Genomic DNA, 14,681 nt, shown 5'->3' with positions numbered 1-14,681 from the left:
CCAGCAACAAAGATTAAGTCCAATGACCGGCTTGAAAAGCAGCAGTCATTCGGTTTGCGGACTTGACCGACTGCAATCAGCCTTTAGCCGCTTGGTCAGCGGCAAGTCTGCAGCGATTCCGATGTTTCAGGGAATCTGCATGGACGACAGACTGGGCTGCGGCTAGTTTGGAAGAAGCCGTGCCTGAGCCACAACGCAATGGCGGACAAACCGCGGCTTCTGCCTCTCTCAGACAGGCCAATGGTCTGCTCTTCGGTCAATTGCTTCTTCAAGCTCAATTTCCTGTCATTGGAATTGAATTCCAAAGGCATGCGCTACTTAAATATAAGCAGTCACCGGGCACGGCTGGTTTTTTGTGGTGAATCATTTCAGCCCGGATGCACTCAACTGCGCCACTCTCACTATTGCAAAATTTTTAATAATAGATTTTTTTATTCAAATTTACATCAAATTCTTTTTAAAAGAAGATGAATGCATGAAAAAAAGCATTCCATGTACCTTAATGAGAAGTGGCACTTCCAGAGGACCATTCTTTCTAAAAGATTGGTTACCTGAGAAAGAGCAGCAACGTGATGCTGTTTTGTTAAATATCATGGGGGCACCCCATGCTTTACAAATTAGCGGTTTGGGGGGAGGAAGCAGTTTAACCAACAAGGTGGCAATTGTTTCTAAATCAACACAACCCGATTGCGATGTTGATTATCTGTTTGCACAAGTTTCTATTGAATCCAATACTGTAGATACGAAGCCAAACTGCGGAAATATGCTGGCGGGCGTCGGGCCATTCGCAATTGAACAAGGCTTGGTTGTGCCCGAGGCTTCGCAAACATGCGTACGTGTCTACAACATTAACACGCGCTCAAAAACTGATTTACTTGTTTGCACACCACAGGGCAAAGTCGCATACGAAGGTGATGTTCTGATTGATGGTGTACTCGACCCCGCTGCGCCTATTCACCTTAATTTCAAGCAAATGCTGGGAAGCTCCACCGGACGACTATTCCCAACAGGGCTGCTCAAGCAGAAGATATTGGGAGTCGATGTCACCTGCATTGATGCTGCCCAGCTCATGGTGCTTATTGATAGCAAGCAAATGGGCTTGCAAGGCGATGAGACACCTTCCCAATTGCATGCGAATGCCGATGTTATGGCAAAAATTCGCGGTATCCGACTTGCGGCTGCGCAAGCTATGGGTTTAGGCGATGTTACACACACGGTATTACCAAAACCTGTATTAATCGGCAAAACCAATGATTGGAAAATCATTAACTCTCGTTACTTCACGCCACATGTGTGTCACAGCACCCATGCCGCTACAGGTGCAGTTGGAATTGCTATTGCCGCATTAATCAATGGCACGATTGTTTTTCATGAATCCACAAAAATCAAAGATAAAAACCATTTATTTATTGCTCACCCCAGTGGAAAAATAGAAGTTTGCGTTGATTACAATTCAAACCGACATGGTTTTGAAAAAATAACAAATGCAAGCCTGATAAGAACGGCAAAAAAAATATTTGAAGGCCAAGTTTTTGTGGGATAACCCGGTTATTAAAAGGAGACAAACCATGCCAACAAAGTTTTTAAAAAATATTTTGACAATTTCTGCATTGAGCTTACCTGCTTTGGTCTTGGCACAATATCCAGAAAAGCCTATCACCATCGTAGTGCCCACCGCAGCTGGGGGAGGCAATGACGCCATGGCACGCATCATTTCGCAGCGCATGGGCGAAAAACTCAAGCAAAGCTTTATTGTGGAAAACAAAGCGGGGGGCAACGGCGCTATTGCTTCGGAATACGTAGCCAAGGCTAAACCCGATGGTCACACCATTTTGTTTGGCTACATTGCAACGCACGGCATGAACCCCGTATTGCAAAAGCTTCGCTATGACCCCATTAAAGATTTTGAACCCATCGGTTTGGTCTCTGAGTCCCCCACTCTTATGGTGACAACCAAGGGCTTCAAAATTGACAGCATGCAAAGCTTTATCGCTGAAAGCCAAAAGCATCCCGACAAGTTCAACTACGCATCAGCGGGCAATGGCACTGCACCCCACTTTGCAGGGGAGCTATTCAAAGTCATGACAGATGCACAAATGCTGCAAATTCCCTATAAGGGCTCTGCACCTGCCATGACTGATACGGTGGGTGGGCAGACGCAAATCATGTTTCCCAGTCTGTTTTCTGCCTACCCCTATGTGGAATCCGGTCAAGTCAACGCTGTCGCTATCGCTGGCAAGCAACGCGTTGCAGTATTGCCCGAGGTACCTACTTTGGCCGAGCTGGGTGTGAAAGGTGTGGAAGTGGAGCAGTGGTATGCCCTTTTCGCGCCAGCCAGTACACCCGCCCACATAGTGCAAACGCTCAACACCACGCTGAATGAAGTACTACAAGAAAAAGAAGTCATGCAAAGGTTCGTTGCTCAGGGCGCTTATGTAAAAACAGGTACACCCGAAGACTTGAAGCAGCTCGTGATCGCCGAGTTAGAAAAATGGCGTGGCGTTGTCAACACTGCCAAGTTGCAAAGTCAGTAATACACCCATCAATTTTGAGATTGAGTATGGGTGCCCCGCAGAGGTCAACACCCATGCGTCACCATCCATGCGGCCACATCGCTGAGAGCCAACTTCCGGGAGAGCAACAGCTCTCCTTTTTTTATTCCACTGCGCTGGCCCGCAGGATGGCGTCATAAAAATCTTGCGCAGTCTCCTCCAGAGCCATGCCTTTACGCTTGATCAACCCAATATTGCGTGTAACTTTGGGTGCGACCAACGGCACAGAAGCCAATACTGGGTGATTCAATGCTGGCATGGCCAAACTAGGTACAGCCGCCACCCCTATTCCGGCCTCCACCATTCCCACCACCGTAGTCACATGTTTGGCTTCAAACTGCAGCGCCAGCGAAACCCCATGGCTGGCCAAGGCAATGTCTTGCAGCACACGGTTGCCCGATGTCTTGCCCACACCGATGAGCGTCAATCCTTCCAGCTCTTTCCAGTCAATACGTTTGCGCTGGGCTAAGGGGTGGTCTTGCCTGCAAGCCAGCACAAACTGATCCGTCGCAATCGGCAGAAAGTCCAAGTCCAGCTCTTGGTTGCCAATGAAGTTAATGCCAAAGTCCACTTCACCTTTGGATACGGCAATCAGCACATCGTTGGCGCTGGCATCAAAAACATTGATTCGCACATTGCCGCGTGTACTGGTGAATGCGCTGATGTACTTTGGTAAAAAGTAATACGCCACCGACGGCACACAGGCGATGGTGATCGTGATAGTTCTTTGCTGTTGCAACGCACTGGATTTGGCAACAATGTGATCAAACCCATCAATCCACTGTGAGACCTCTCGGTAGAACTCACGTCCAGTGACGGTCAACTCAATGCTGCGGGTATTGCGCTCAAATAATTTGACACCCAGCGAGTTTTCCAGGTTTTGGATTCTGCGCGTAAAAGCGGGCGCGCTGATATGCATCTTATCTGCAGCTAATTTAAAGTTCTTGGTCTCAACCGCTTTTAGAAACGACTCAATCTCTAGCAGTTTGAATTTTTTTCTAAGACCCATACTCACCCTAAATTCTGCATATTTGCAGTAGCTCATTCTAGGGCTGCGTCAGCCGCAAGCGGCTACGGGTTTGGCTCTACTCCAAGCTTCTGGTCAGGGTGAAAGAAGCAATGACCTGCAGTCAAAAGTGCTGAGATTATTTCAATTTCAGCTTCAGCGCGGAACTCAACACATGTTCAAACTTTGGGTAGAAATCAAAGTCAATCCGCATACGACACGCAAGACCTCTGCATCAACCGGCATTTTCCTGGGCGCCCCATCCATTGAACCAGATGGCATCAGAGACAAATGTGGGCTGCGTGACTCTTGATCGCCCCACCGCATCGAACTGCGCACTCACAGCACCGGGCTGAGCATGGCCAGCAGGTTGTTCCAGATGCGCTGTCTGCGGGGCCAGCCGTGCACTTGCTCTGCCGTTATCTGCAGGGATTGCGCAATGTACGCCGCCTGCCGTGCGCGAATGGCTTGCGTGGTGTCCGCATCCTGCAGCAGCACGTTGTTTTCAAAGTTCAAGTCAAAGCTGCGCAAATCCAGATTGGTCGATCCAATCAGGCTGACCTGCCCATCCACACACAGGGTCTTGGCGTGCAGCAGGCCCGGCTGGAACTCGTAGATCGTAATCCCCGCTTGCAACAACCGGTGGTAGTGGCTGCGGCTGGCTGCGCCCACAATGGCTGAGTCATTGCGTGCAGGCACGATGAGGGTGACTGGCACGCCACGCCAGGCTGCAGCGCACAGGGCATCAAGCACCGTGGCATCGGGGACGAAATATGGGGTGGACAGCACCAGCTCTTGGCGGGCACTGGTGATCAGCGTGGCAAACAGTTGCGGGCAGGCACGGGCACGCTCGGATGGGCCTTCGGCAATGGCCAGCGCCACAAAACCCGGCGATGCCAGCGCCTGCGGCTGGCTTTGCGGCAGATATGGGGCATGTTCGGCCGTGGCGTACTGCTGCCAGTCACTGGCAAACACCAACTGCATTTGTGCCACAACCGGCCCCTGCATGCGAAGCATGATGTCCACCCACGGCCCATAAGCGGCCTTGGCTGCAAACACTTCGTCCACACAGTTCTGGCTGCCGCAATACGCAATGCGTCCATCAATCAGCGTGAACTTGCGGTGGTTGCGCAAATCCAGACGGCTGTTGAGCATGACCTGCAAAGGCCGATTGATGGGCAGTGCCACGGCCAGTTGCACGCCTGCCGCGCGCAGGCTCTCCCACAGTGCAGAGCCGACCAAGGGGCGAGAACCCAGTCCATCGACCATGGCCCTGCAAACCACGCCGCGAGCAGCGGCACGTATCAAGGCCTGCGCCACTTGCGTGCCCATCTGGTCATCGCGCCACAGGTAGTACAGCAGGTTGATTTCGTGCTGTGCGGCATCCAGATCCATCAGCATGCGCCGCAGTGTCTCGCCGCCATCGGCCATCAGCTGTGCACTGTGGCCGGGCTGCGGCTGAAAACCGTTGACTGACGCTGCATAGCTGAATGCCGCCTGCCACTGCGGCGCAACGTGCGCAGCCATGCGCTCTGTGGCACCGGCCACAGCAGGGTGTGGCCGAGATTTACCCACCAAAGAGGCTTGCTGCACAACGTGCGCCTGCACTGCAAAATCTTGCACCTGCAGCAGGTGCCCGCGCCCCCTTCTGCGCTGTGCAACCTCGCCAAACAGGTAATACAGCACGCAACTGACATACGGCAGCAAAACCACCAAAGTGAGCCAGCCCATGCGCACATCGGGCTGCAGGTCATTGCGCAACAAAATACGCAAGCCCAGGCAGACGATGAGCGCAACATGCAAGGTGAGAAACAGCCAGGTCATGGGGCCAGCATATCGGCTCCATGAATAAACAGCGAACGTGCTGCCACCAACGCATCTACCGGCCAGAAGGTTATCAATCCTCTGGTGCTTGCCTGCGTTGCACAGGCAGCTATATTTTTCAGCTGCTTAGATAGAGGTTATTGCGGCAGAGGATCTTGCGGCAGGCACAGCTTCTGCAGCACATCCCGTACTTTTTGCCCCCGCACCAGATAGCGATGGCTTATGTTTTCTGAAACACCAGGCTGCGGTTATTGGCTGGCATAGGGTGGTCGTGCTGCAGGCTCCAGCCATGCTGCTGCGCCAGTTGCACCACGGCTTCAAAGTCACGAATGCCACTGGCCGCATCCCGCGCGCGCAGCCACGCATCAAATGCCTGATTGCTTGCGCTGGTGAACGTGCCGCCGTAGTTAAACGATCCGTACACCACAAACACCCCACCTTGCGGGACATAAGCCCCAGCCAAAGCAAACAATCGTTGCACCAGCGGCCACCCGACAATGTGCAAGGTGTTGCTGGTGAAAACGGCGTCAAAGACTCCTTGTGCCGTCTGCGGCCATGCGCTGGTGCGCACATCAAAATGCAGCGGCGTACGCAGATTAGGGGCTGGCAAATGCGCATGCCAGGCGGCAATACCGGCATGGTGCTCGGGCAGCTCACTGGTCTGCCACACCACATGCGGCAAGCGCGGTGCAAAGTACACCCCGTGCTGGCCAGTGCCACTGCCTACTTCCAGCACATGGCGGCTGTGGGCAAATGCGGTTTGCAGCACTTTCGCAATAGGTGCTTGGTTGTTCTCACAAGATTGGGCAAAGGGACGTGTCATGCGCGCCATCATGGCATGCATGCACTGAATGACACGGGCACACAGCCTGTACCTGTAGACCTTGTGTGCAAAGCACTGGCGGCCGCCTTGCATGGTGAGCAACCCTTATCACCCAGCAAGTCGAGGGTGAGCGACCAAGTCAAAGCAAGTACCTTGCAAGCACATAGCAAGGGCCACGTTAACCGCTCCAGGATTATTTAGATAGCTACTAACGATTACAAACAAAGGACTTCAGATATAAAACTATCTGAAGTCCTTATTGGATAAGCGCTAACAGCTCTTATTTTCGCCTATTGCTTGCTGTGCTCAGCCAGCACAAGGCTAGCGGTGCGGCGCACCAAGGCTTGTGTGAACGGCCCCAGGCAATGCGTTGCTGGCCAGCCCAGCCGGCACTGCCCGGTGGCCCATGGGCATCAGCCGCCGCGCACCATCGACAAAATCTTGGCCGTATTCAGTCCACGCGCGGTTTCCTGCATCTGCGGCAGGTAGCGCGCCTGAAGCTGGCGGCCATCTTGCATGACATGCTGGTACGCGTCTTTGAGCATATCGGTGGACAATGTGCGCCCGCCAGCGTAGTACTGGTTGGCTACATGGCCCAGCGCATACGTGCTGGCAAAGCTCATGCCGCTGCTGACGGCCTGTTTGCCCAGCCCGCCAAAAATGCCCTTGCCCGCCTTGCCCAGCAAGCCACCCAGCAGTTTGCGCCCGGCTTCTTCCAGGTACTGCGAGGTCAGACCCACACCCAGCGCGGCCAGCAGGTCTTTGATGTGGCCACGGTCCAGCTCATAGCCGTAGCTCTGCCCGATCTGATAGACCAAGCGCATCTGCAGCGGAATGATGGCCAGTGTGGACAGGTTTTCGGGCAGTAGCTCAATGGCGCCATTCATGATGGACGCCTTCAAAATTTTGCTGTCCATCTCTGGCGCAGACAAGGTGCCGGGGCGACGCTGTGCAGCCGTGGAAGGCAAGGCATCGACCGCCGCAGGGTGCGGCACAGCAATGCCCTGAGGCAGCGCCGCTTCGGGCACAGCCACTTGCAGCGGTGCATCGGCCACCGCCTGGGCTTGCTGGTCAAAACTGGCATAAGCGCCCACTGCTGCGGCACCCGCAGTCACAGAAGCTGCGGCAGACCCACTCGCCTGTGCTGTGGTTTGCGATGCCCCACCCATGCCCCAGGCTTGGCGTACCTGCGCCAAAAAGGCTTCTTCCTTGGGGCTGGTATGGCCGTCGGCATCGCACACGCACACGGCCATTTCATAGGCAAGCTGGCGTGCTTCGGTGCCCGTCAAACGGGCCAGCACATCTTGGAGGCTCACGCGGCGCAGCAGCACATCCTGGTACAGGCCGGGCAAATTTACATGGCTGTCGCCAGCCAGCCCTTCGGCTACCTGGCGAATTTGCTCGCGTTCGCGGTCATGTTTTTCACCATCAGCGAACGAAGCCAGCAGACACAAAGTCAAGGTAGCGCGAATATCTTCAGTGGTCATGGTGTTCCTAGATTGGCACAAAGATTGGAGCCCGGCAAAGATGGCTGGCTCCATATCGTACGATCGCTATCAAAAAAATAGCTTCTCGCGCGCATCTGGATTTGACTCTTGGCCCATTTTGTTGTGATTTTTGAAAGCCAAGCCACAGATGACGCCCTCTGCACATAAGGGCAGGCAGCGCTTATTTCAAGCCCGTAGCCCCAGCGCGGGCGCTGCTAGCTGCCACAGCACGCGCCCCCCATCGCCTGCCCTGTCACAACACATACCTGGCGAATGCGAACAAATCAGCCCCTGCTGCCATGCATGGCCTGCTCAGCCAGCGCCTGTGCGCGTGCAATGCTGATGCCTTCATGCTGGTCCATCACCAGCGCATCGCTGTCTGCGCCCTCGGCGTTGCGGTGCAGCACCACCAGCGGGCGTGTACCGTCGGCCTGAATATAGACATTGGCCGGGCGCGACTGCTCCCAGGGGTAGACGCCGATGTGGTTGCTCAGCCAGCCAAAGAAGCCATCGCCCTGCACCGCATGCTCGTAACTCTCCACATAACGCTCAAAGCTGCTGGCGCTGGCCGACACCCACACACCCCACAGAAAAGGCTCATCCACGCCATGGATGGGTACCTCCAGAATGGCACGCACAAAGTACTGCGTCCCTTCGGGGTGCTGTATCACGCACAGGTCATCACTCAGTTCAGCGATGGAAGCCTGCTCGGCCTGCGTCAGCCGGCTATAAGGCGCAGGAGCCGCAAAGCCAAAGCTGGGAGACCCCTCATGCACCTCGCCACAGCAGGTGCAGGTGAATGCAAAGATGGCAGCCATGGTTAAAGCACCGGCACGGCAGTCCAAGCGGCCAAAGCTTCGGTGCCAGCGCAGGCATCCATCAGCAAGAACTGGCCTGGCTGGCTCTGGTAGCCGTTGATCTGTGGCACCAACCGCTGAAAATGTTCGGTGGCGCAATGCATATCCAGCGCAGCACGGTCCGGCCAGGTTTCAATAAAGATGAAGTGACCCGGGTCCTTGTGGTCCACAAACAGCTCATAAGACAGGCACAGCGGCTCTTGCCGGGTTTTCTCTACCAGCTCTTTGTACAGCGGCATCACGGTCTCAATGTGATCGGGGTGTATGAAATCCTGGGCAATGACTTTCAGCATGCAGTGCATCTCCTGTTCAAGCAGCAAATTGGTAAAAAACTGAAATCTCGACAGACCGCCGGGTGAATCACCCAATGCCCAAAGCCGTGTAAAACCGTGCAAAGCGGCACTGTTCACACAGCAATCAAGCCGGGGTGGAAAGCATGTCAACGCAGGCAGTGCTTACATGAAAAAAGCGTTACGCAGCCTCGTAAATGGCGCGCGCCACTTCCAGCTGGCCGTTTTGGATCAGGTAGAAAAACCCACGCTCCACATCCACCGCGCGCGGCTGACCATCCAGGTACTGCTGGCTGATCGCCTGGCACTCTGCGCACCAGCTGGCATAGGCCGCGCAATTGACTGCAGTTGGTGTGATGGCGCTGTGAAACCGCAGCGTATTGAGCGCCTTAGGGCCGCCCTCGCGGCGCATGCGGGCAATCAGCAAATCCAGCACACCGCACTGCGCGGGGTTTAAAAATGCCGTGATCTTGGAGATGAATGAAATACCCGAAAACTGCGGCATGCCCAGCTTCTTGATGGCGTCCAGCCCCGGCACCTGCGCCTGCCGCACCAGCGCCTGAAACGCCTGCACCTGCTGGGCAGTGACGCCCTGCTTGAACTTCATCACCCGGTGCATTTGGTAGCCCGCATTGGCATTGCCCCAAAACACAATATTGGCCAAGCCGTTTTCTACCTCCTGTGCCACCGGCGACGTCAGCAGCGCGTGGATATAGCGCTCCACCTCGGGCATGCCCTGCACCACACACTCGGCCTGCTGTGCAAAGTCGTAATACGTGGCCGGAAAGTTATAGGCAGCCATGGCAGCACGCAGTTGTGCCACCTGTTCAGAGGTCAGAGACATAAGCGAAAGGAAAAGCGATCAGGTCAGTCCGTGCAAAGTTGCACAGAGGGGGCAAAGTATGCCTTGCCCACCATGGCTGCAAGGCTTCGTTATCTGCAAAGCTTGCTTCTTTGGCATTCACACGCAGGCATGTCTGCACGCCGTGTTTTCAATCAGCCGGTGTCTGGGCCGATTCAGCCTGGCGCGAGCGCGCCAAGGCAATCGCTGCCTGAATGGCGGCCCGCGCCTGCGGGCTGTTTTTCCAGCAGCTAGAGCCAACAATGGCCGATGCCTTGGCCACAATATCCAGCGCGTTGGCCTTGCTCAACTGCGCCAGTGATTGAAACCCCATCTGCTCCAGACGTGCCACTACGGTGGGCCCAACCCCTTTGACGGCCAGCAAGGCCTTGCGCTCTTCGTGTGAAAACGGCATGCATTCCCTCTCTTGTGTGTAATTTCTCGCGTCTTTGATTTTCCGCACCAGGATTGGTTGCAGGCACAGGTACGAGCCAGCGCCCCCATCAACCTAGGTGTGCATCAGGTATCGCTGCGGCGCAAAACCACCTCCCACAGCGCCTTCTGGTGAATGTACTTTGTCGTGACCCTGTGTTCTTTGGACAGCACCTGCCACCCACGCTCAAACAGTTGATCGACACTGGCCTCATCAAAGAAACGCTTGGGCTGACCATCAACCAGGTAGTAGCTGGGCTCAATGACCGCATGCCCGCAAGCGCCAAAATGCTTGTCGTGCGTAGAGTTCAAGCGGCACAGAAAAATGCCCCCCGGCTGGAGCGTGCTGCGCACCCGGTCTACCAGGTCCAGCGTCTGCGCCCATGGAAAGTAGTGCAGTGTCAAGCTGGCAACAACACAGCCAGCGCTGCCCTCAGCCATCGGAAATGGGTCACGGATATCGCGGCATTCCACCGTCGCTGCCGGGGCGCGCAGCCGTGTTGCGACAACACCGGTTAACGCCTTGTCAAAGGCCGTCACGGTCAAACCTGCACCAACCAGCGTGACGGTGTCATCCCCCATGCCACACCCAATCTCCAGCACAGGCGCTGCGCCATTGCTTTCAAGGACCAAAGGAAGCCAGCGGTGAAGCCAAGGATCAGAAAACATGGTGTTTGTACCGCCTGAGAATCAAAAAAACTACGCCCCAGCACTCAACGCTGTCAGCAGCCCTGCGCATTGCGCTGAACGCAATGTACTCATCGAAGAGGCTCGGGCCCGGCCAGTCACGCATCCAGCGCTTACTTTGCAGCCTGCACTGCCCGCTTGAACTCACTGGCTTGTGCTGCAGATACCGACAACACAGCAGCCTCGCGAACGCGGTCATCCACCACGCGAGACTTCTGTGCGAATGCACTCACGTCATGCAAGGGCGCAGGCACGCGTTGCAGATCCATCATGACCTGACCTTCTGACATTCCAAAGAAAGCACAAGCGTGCCACACGCTGACGGACTCGCGCCAAAGATGGGTCACCCATTCTCCAGCTGCAGCTCCAGCCCCAGTCCCTGCGGTAACTGGTGACAAGCATCCAAGGCTTTTACCCCCTAATGCCACCGAACTGGCAAGTTGCGACAACAATCCCAACATCCGTGTACACCACGCAAGTGAACTTGCGTTCACCGCCAGCGTTGCAATCTGCATCGCTCCAGCTGCAAACACAACACTATTCATAGCCATGCAAAAACTGACAAGATCGCAAAAGGCACAGTTGCCTTACACCTTGCTGCTCGACCCCGAAACCGGTCGCGCTGCCGCCTACAACAGCACCAACCAGCTCATCACAGAACGGGCCAGCAAAGAGCTGGTGGCCTTTGCCCTGGCCAATGCCCGCCAGGATTTGCCTTTTGACGTGGCAGGCCACGCCGCCACGCCTACCCGTCGCCCTCCTCCTGCCTGGGCCACCGCAGAGGTGCAAGAACGCATGCGCCTGATCTGGATTCAGCGCCCTGCCAGCGATGCCCCCGCGCAAGAATGGCTGGAGATTCCTGCCAAATAATGGGCTTTGCCTCCCACACTGCGCCATCAGTCTCAAGCCGCAAGACATGGCAATGTCTGGGGTATCCATCAAAAAACCGCCTTTCGGCGGTTTTTTGATGTTCACACTGACGTGATCACGCTTTGAGCAAAGCTTGCAGCCCAACAGCGCAGAGACACGCAGTCTGAAAGAAAATCGTTGCGTGAATGCGCACGGCCCGCCCGACAAGGCATGCCCCTCAGGTTGGTGCACCAGTGGTCTGAGTCGCGCTCACCGCGACTTCTTGCGGCTGCACAGGCACAGAGGCTGACTCTGGCTGATGGATACGAACAATGCGCACCGCTTCTGGCTGCTCAACCACCACACAAGCCTTGCCTGTGCGCTTGCAGTGGTCTTGCACGCGCCAATAGGCACCATGGCTCAGGCAACCGGTCTGGCAGATCACCAGATCGGCAGCAATCAGGCTGGCTTCCAGTTGGGCGATGTCATCGGCGGCTTGCTCCAATACGGCTGGGCCAGTCAGCCCATGCGCCTGCACAGCGCTGGTGGCCGTTGATGTAACTGCCGTGCCCGTGCTGTGCATGACCACCGCATGCTGTGCGGCATCCCCCCACTTCCAGCGCAACCGTTCCTGCATCAGTGATTGCACCTGGGCGGTGAGATTTTTCACCTCCTGCAGCAAGCTGGTGCGGCGTGGCAGGTCAAGGATGCTGGCTTGCAGCTCGGCACGGTCCTCACGCGCCCAGGCCAGAGCAGATTGACTGACAATCGCGTGACCGCGCTGGCGCATCAACTGGGCCTGCAAGTGCGCAATCTCGGCCGCCTGGCGAAGCAGCAGGTCACTGCAGTGCTCTTGCACTCGTGCATATTGGCACAGCAGCGTGTGGTGCTCGGCAATCAGCTGTTCCAGATCAATATCGTGCGTAGTTGTGTGCATCGGAGCCCCAAGGTACTTGGTCAAGGCGCAATCGGCAGCCAGCCTTGTGCATAGTGCGACGACACAGATCGACGCAGTGCTGCGCTGACAGAAGTGACCATGTCCGAATGTCCCTAGCGCGCAGGCCCCAGGCAAGGGCAGCACCATCTTATATGAGAACAACTCTCATTTACAAAACAAGCACAGCAACCGTATGGACACTGGGCCTTAGGGCTGCGAGGTCATAAAAAAACCGCCCGAAGGCGGTTGAAGGGAAATACGCAGCGCGCAGTGCTTACTTGGCACCCGCCACTTCAATACCCTTGAATTGGCCCGTCGCAATCTTTTCCTTCCAGACAGCGGGGCCTGTGATGTGTGCGCTGGTGCCGCCAGCATCCACAGCCACAGTCACGGGCATATCGACCACGTCGAATTCGTAGATGGCTTCCATGCCCAGGTCTTCAAAGCCCACCACCTTGGCGTGCTTGATGGCTTTGGAGACAAGGTAAGCTGCGCCGCCCACAGCCATCAGGTAAGCGCTTTTGTGCTTCTTGATGGCTTCGATGGCAACCGGGCCGCGCTCGGACTTGCCGATCATGGAGATCAGGCCAGTCTCGGCCAGCATCATCTCGGTGAACTTGTCCATGCGGGTAGCGGTGGTGGGGCCTGCTGGGCCAACAGCTTCGTCACGCACGGGGTCCACAGGACCGACGTAGTAAATCACGCGGTTGGTGAAATCCACAGGCAGTTTTTCACCCTTGGCCAGCATGTCCTGAATGCGCTTGTGGGCAGCGTCGCGGCCGGTCAGCATCTTGCCGTTGAGCAGCAAGGTGTCGCCGGGTTTCCAGCTGGCTACTTCCTCTTTGGTCAGCGTGTTCAGGTCGACTTTTTTGGACTTGTTGTAGTCAGGCGCCCAGTCAATCTTGGGCCATGCGTCCAGCGATGGTGGGTCCAGATACACGGGGCCGCTGCCGTCCATCACAAAGTGGGCATGGCGGGTGGCTGCGCAGTTGGGAATCATGGCCACGGGCTTGCTGGCTGCGTGCGTGGGGTACATGTTGATCTTGACGTCCAGCACGGTCGTCAAGCCACCCAGACCTTGGGCACCAATGCCCAGGGCGTTGATCTTCTCGAACAGCTCCAGGCGCAGCTTTTCCACGTCATCCAGCTGTGCACCGCTGGCAGCCTTTTGCTGCAGCTCGTACATGTCCAGGTCTTCCATCAGGCTTTCCTTGGCCAGCAGCACGGCTTTTTCCGCCGTGCCACCAATGCCAATGCCCAGCATGCCCGGCGGGCACCAGCCGGCACCCATTTCGGGGACGGTCTTGAGTACCCAGTCCACGATGGAATCGCTGGGGTTCATCATGATCATCTTGGACTTGTTCTCGGAGCCACCGCCCTTGGCAGCCACGGTCACGTCCACCTTGTCGCCGGGCACGATCTGCACGTTGATGACGGCGGGGGTGTTGTCCTTGGTGTTCTTGCGCTTGAAGTGGGGGTCTGCCACCACCGAGGCACGCAGCGTGTTGTCTGGGTGGTTGTAGCCACGGCGCACGCCTTCGTTGATGGCGTCTTCCAGGCCCATGGTGAAGCCGTCCCACTTCACGTCCATGCCCACCTTCAGGAAGACGTTGACGATGCCTGTGTCCTGACAGATGGGACGCTGGCCGGTCGCGCTCATCTTGGAGTTGGTCAGGATTTGCGCCATCGCATCCTTGGCCGCAGGGCTTTGCTCGCGTTCATAGGCGCGGGCCAGATGCTGGATGAAATCCGGCGTGTGGTAGTAGCTGATGTACTGGAGGGCACCTGCGATCGAGTCGATCAGGTCCTGCTGGCGGATGGAGGTCGTCATCGTGAAGCTTCTCTGGTTGTTATAGCGCCGCTTGCGCGCAAGAAATCTGCTCGATTATCGGCGCAACTGACTGGCTGCGTCAGCCAAAGACCGACAAGTCTTATAGAGGACTTGGGGCTTGTGTAGCCGCCATGCCCGGCATTGAGAATGGCTCTCAAAGACTGCGCTAACATGGCTGCCTTCTTCCCCCATTCAGCGGCAAGAGAAGGCAGCCAGAACTTGCGTTCCAGCAACCCATGCCGCAGCACCCTTTCAGGAGCTTTGA

15 protein-coding genes are annotated in these 14,681 nt (G+C 56.1%); 3 read left to right on the top strand and 12 right to left on the bottom strand.

The annotated features are described in order from the left end of the window. The first annotated feature begins 358 nt into the window (after positions 1-358). Together H9646_RS12605 and H9646_RS12600 are read left to right on the top strand one after the other, a co-directional pair. Positions 359-1,543: a 4-oxalomesaconate tautomerase gene (locus H9646_RS12605; protein WP_318244918.1), complete on the top strand. Its 1,185-nt coding sequence runs from the start codon at positions 359-361 to the stop codon at positions 1,541-1,543. 157 nt (positions 1,544-1,700) lie between these two features. After that, the gene (locus tag H9646_RS12600) at positions 1,701-2,534 is read left to right on the top strand and encodes a Bug family tripartite tricarboxylate transporter substrate binding protein (RefSeq protein ID WP_225214181.1); all 834 of its coding nucleotides are present in this window, start codon (positions 1,701-1,703) and stop codon (positions 2,532-2,534) included. 121 nt (positions 2,535-2,655) lie between these two features. On the opposite strand, the gene H9646_RS12595 is transcribed toward H9646_RS12600, so the two are convergent. The 10 genes from H9646_RS12595 to H9646_RS12550 all read right to left on the bottom strand — a co-directional run bounded on the left by H9646_RS12595 (position 2,656) and on the right by H9646_RS12550 (position 11,146). Continuing rightward, the gene (locus H9646_RS12595; RefSeq protein ID WP_191723735.1) at positions 2,656-3,561 is read right to left on the bottom strand and encodes a LysR family transcriptional regulator; all 906 of its coding nucleotides are present in this window, start codon (positions 3,559-3,561) and stop codon (positions 2,656-2,658) included. Between the two features lie 336 nt (positions 3,562-3,897). Beyond that, the gene (gene cls, locus H9646_RS12590; protein ID WP_191723734.1) at positions 3,898-5,382 is read right to left on the bottom strand and encodes a cardiolipin synthase; all 1,485 of its coding nucleotides are present in this window, start codon (positions 5,380-5,382) and stop codon (positions 3,898-3,900) included. 220 nt (positions 5,383-5,602) lie between these two features. Next, on the bottom strand, positions 5,603-6,205 hold the full coding sequence (locus tag H9646_RS12585; protein ID WP_191723733.1) for a DUF938 domain-containing protein: 603 nt from the start codon (positions 6,203-6,205) through the stop codon (positions 5,603-5,605). 413 nt (positions 6,206-6,618) lie between these two features. Continuing rightward, on the bottom strand, positions 6,619-7,692 hold the full coding sequence (locus tag H9646_RS12580) for a TerB family tellurite resistance protein (RefSeq protein WP_191723732.1): 1,074 nt from the start codon (positions 7,690-7,692) through the stop codon (positions 6,619-6,621). A 284-nt stretch (positions 7,693-7,976) separates the two neighbouring features. Then, positions 7,977-8,510 (bottom strand): DUF2199 domain-containing protein, encoded by a 534-nt coding sequence (locus H9646_RS12575; protein WP_191723731.1) that lies wholly within the window; start codon positions 8,508-8,510, stop codon positions 7,977-7,979. A gap of 2 nt (positions 8,511-8,512) precedes the next feature. Continuing rightward, positions 8,513-8,842 (bottom strand): putative quinol monooxygenase, encoded by a 330-nt coding sequence (locus H9646_RS12570; protein WP_191723730.1) that lies wholly within the window; start codon positions 8,840-8,842, stop codon positions 8,513-8,515. A 178-nt stretch (positions 8,843-9,020) separates the two neighbouring features. After that, positions 9,021-9,683 (bottom strand): hypothetical protein, encoded by a 663-nt coding sequence (locus tag H9646_RS12565; RefSeq protein ID WP_191723729.1) that lies wholly within the window; start codon positions 9,681-9,683, stop codon positions 9,021-9,023. Between the two features lie 148 nt (positions 9,684-9,831). Beyond that, positions 9,832-10,095 carry a helix-hairpin-helix domain-containing protein gene (locus H9646_RS12560; RefSeq protein ID WP_191723728.1) on the bottom strand — a complete coding sequence of 88 codons (264 nt, stop codon included), beginning with the start codon at positions 10,093-10,095 and terminating at the stop codon, positions 9,832-9,834. Between the two features lie 104 nt (positions 10,096-10,199). Continuing rightward, a complete protein-coding gene (locus tag H9646_RS12555) occupies positions 10,200-10,781 on the bottom strand; it encodes a class I SAM-dependent methyltransferase (RefSeq protein WP_191723727.1) in 582 nt (193 codons plus the stop codon). A gap of 131 nt (positions 10,782-10,912) precedes the next feature. Beyond that, entirely contained in the window at positions 10,913-11,146 is a 234-nt protein-coding gene (locus H9646_RS12550; RefSeq protein WP_191723726.1) for a hypothetical protein, read from the bottom strand. Between the two features lie 202 nt (positions 11,147-11,348). Between H9646_RS12550 and H9646_RS12545 the strand changes: the two genes are divergently transcribed. Continuing rightward, on the top strand, positions 11,349-11,669 hold the full coding sequence (locus tag H9646_RS12545; RefSeq protein ID WP_191723725.1) for a hypothetical protein: 321 nt from the start codon (positions 11,349-11,351) through the stop codon (positions 11,667-11,669). A 217-nt stretch (positions 11,670-11,886) separates the two neighbouring features. On the opposite strand, the gene H9646_RS12540 is transcribed toward H9646_RS12545, so the two are convergent. Beyond that, positions 11,887-12,585: a DUF2325 domain-containing protein gene (locus H9646_RS12540; RefSeq protein ID WP_191723724.1), complete on the bottom strand. Its 699-nt coding sequence runs from the start codon at positions 12,583-12,585 to the stop codon at positions 11,887-11,889. 274 nt (positions 12,586-12,859) lie between these two features. Next, positions 12,860-14,416 (bottom strand): fumarate hydratase, encoded by a 1,557-nt coding sequence (locus H9646_RS12535; RefSeq protein WP_191723723.1) that lies wholly within the window; start codon positions 14,414-14,416, stop codon positions 12,860-12,862. Between the last annotated feature and the right edge of the window lie 265 nt (positions 14,417-14,681).

Origin of the sequence: Comamonas avium, from assembly GCF_014836675.1 — a bacterium.
GTDB lineage: Bacteria > Pseudomonadota > Gammaproteobacteria > Burkholderiales > Burkholderiaceae_C > Comamonas > Comamonas avium.
The sequence above is the reverse complement of the archived record's forward strand: the minus strand, read 5'-3'. Positions and strand labels throughout refer to the sequence as shown.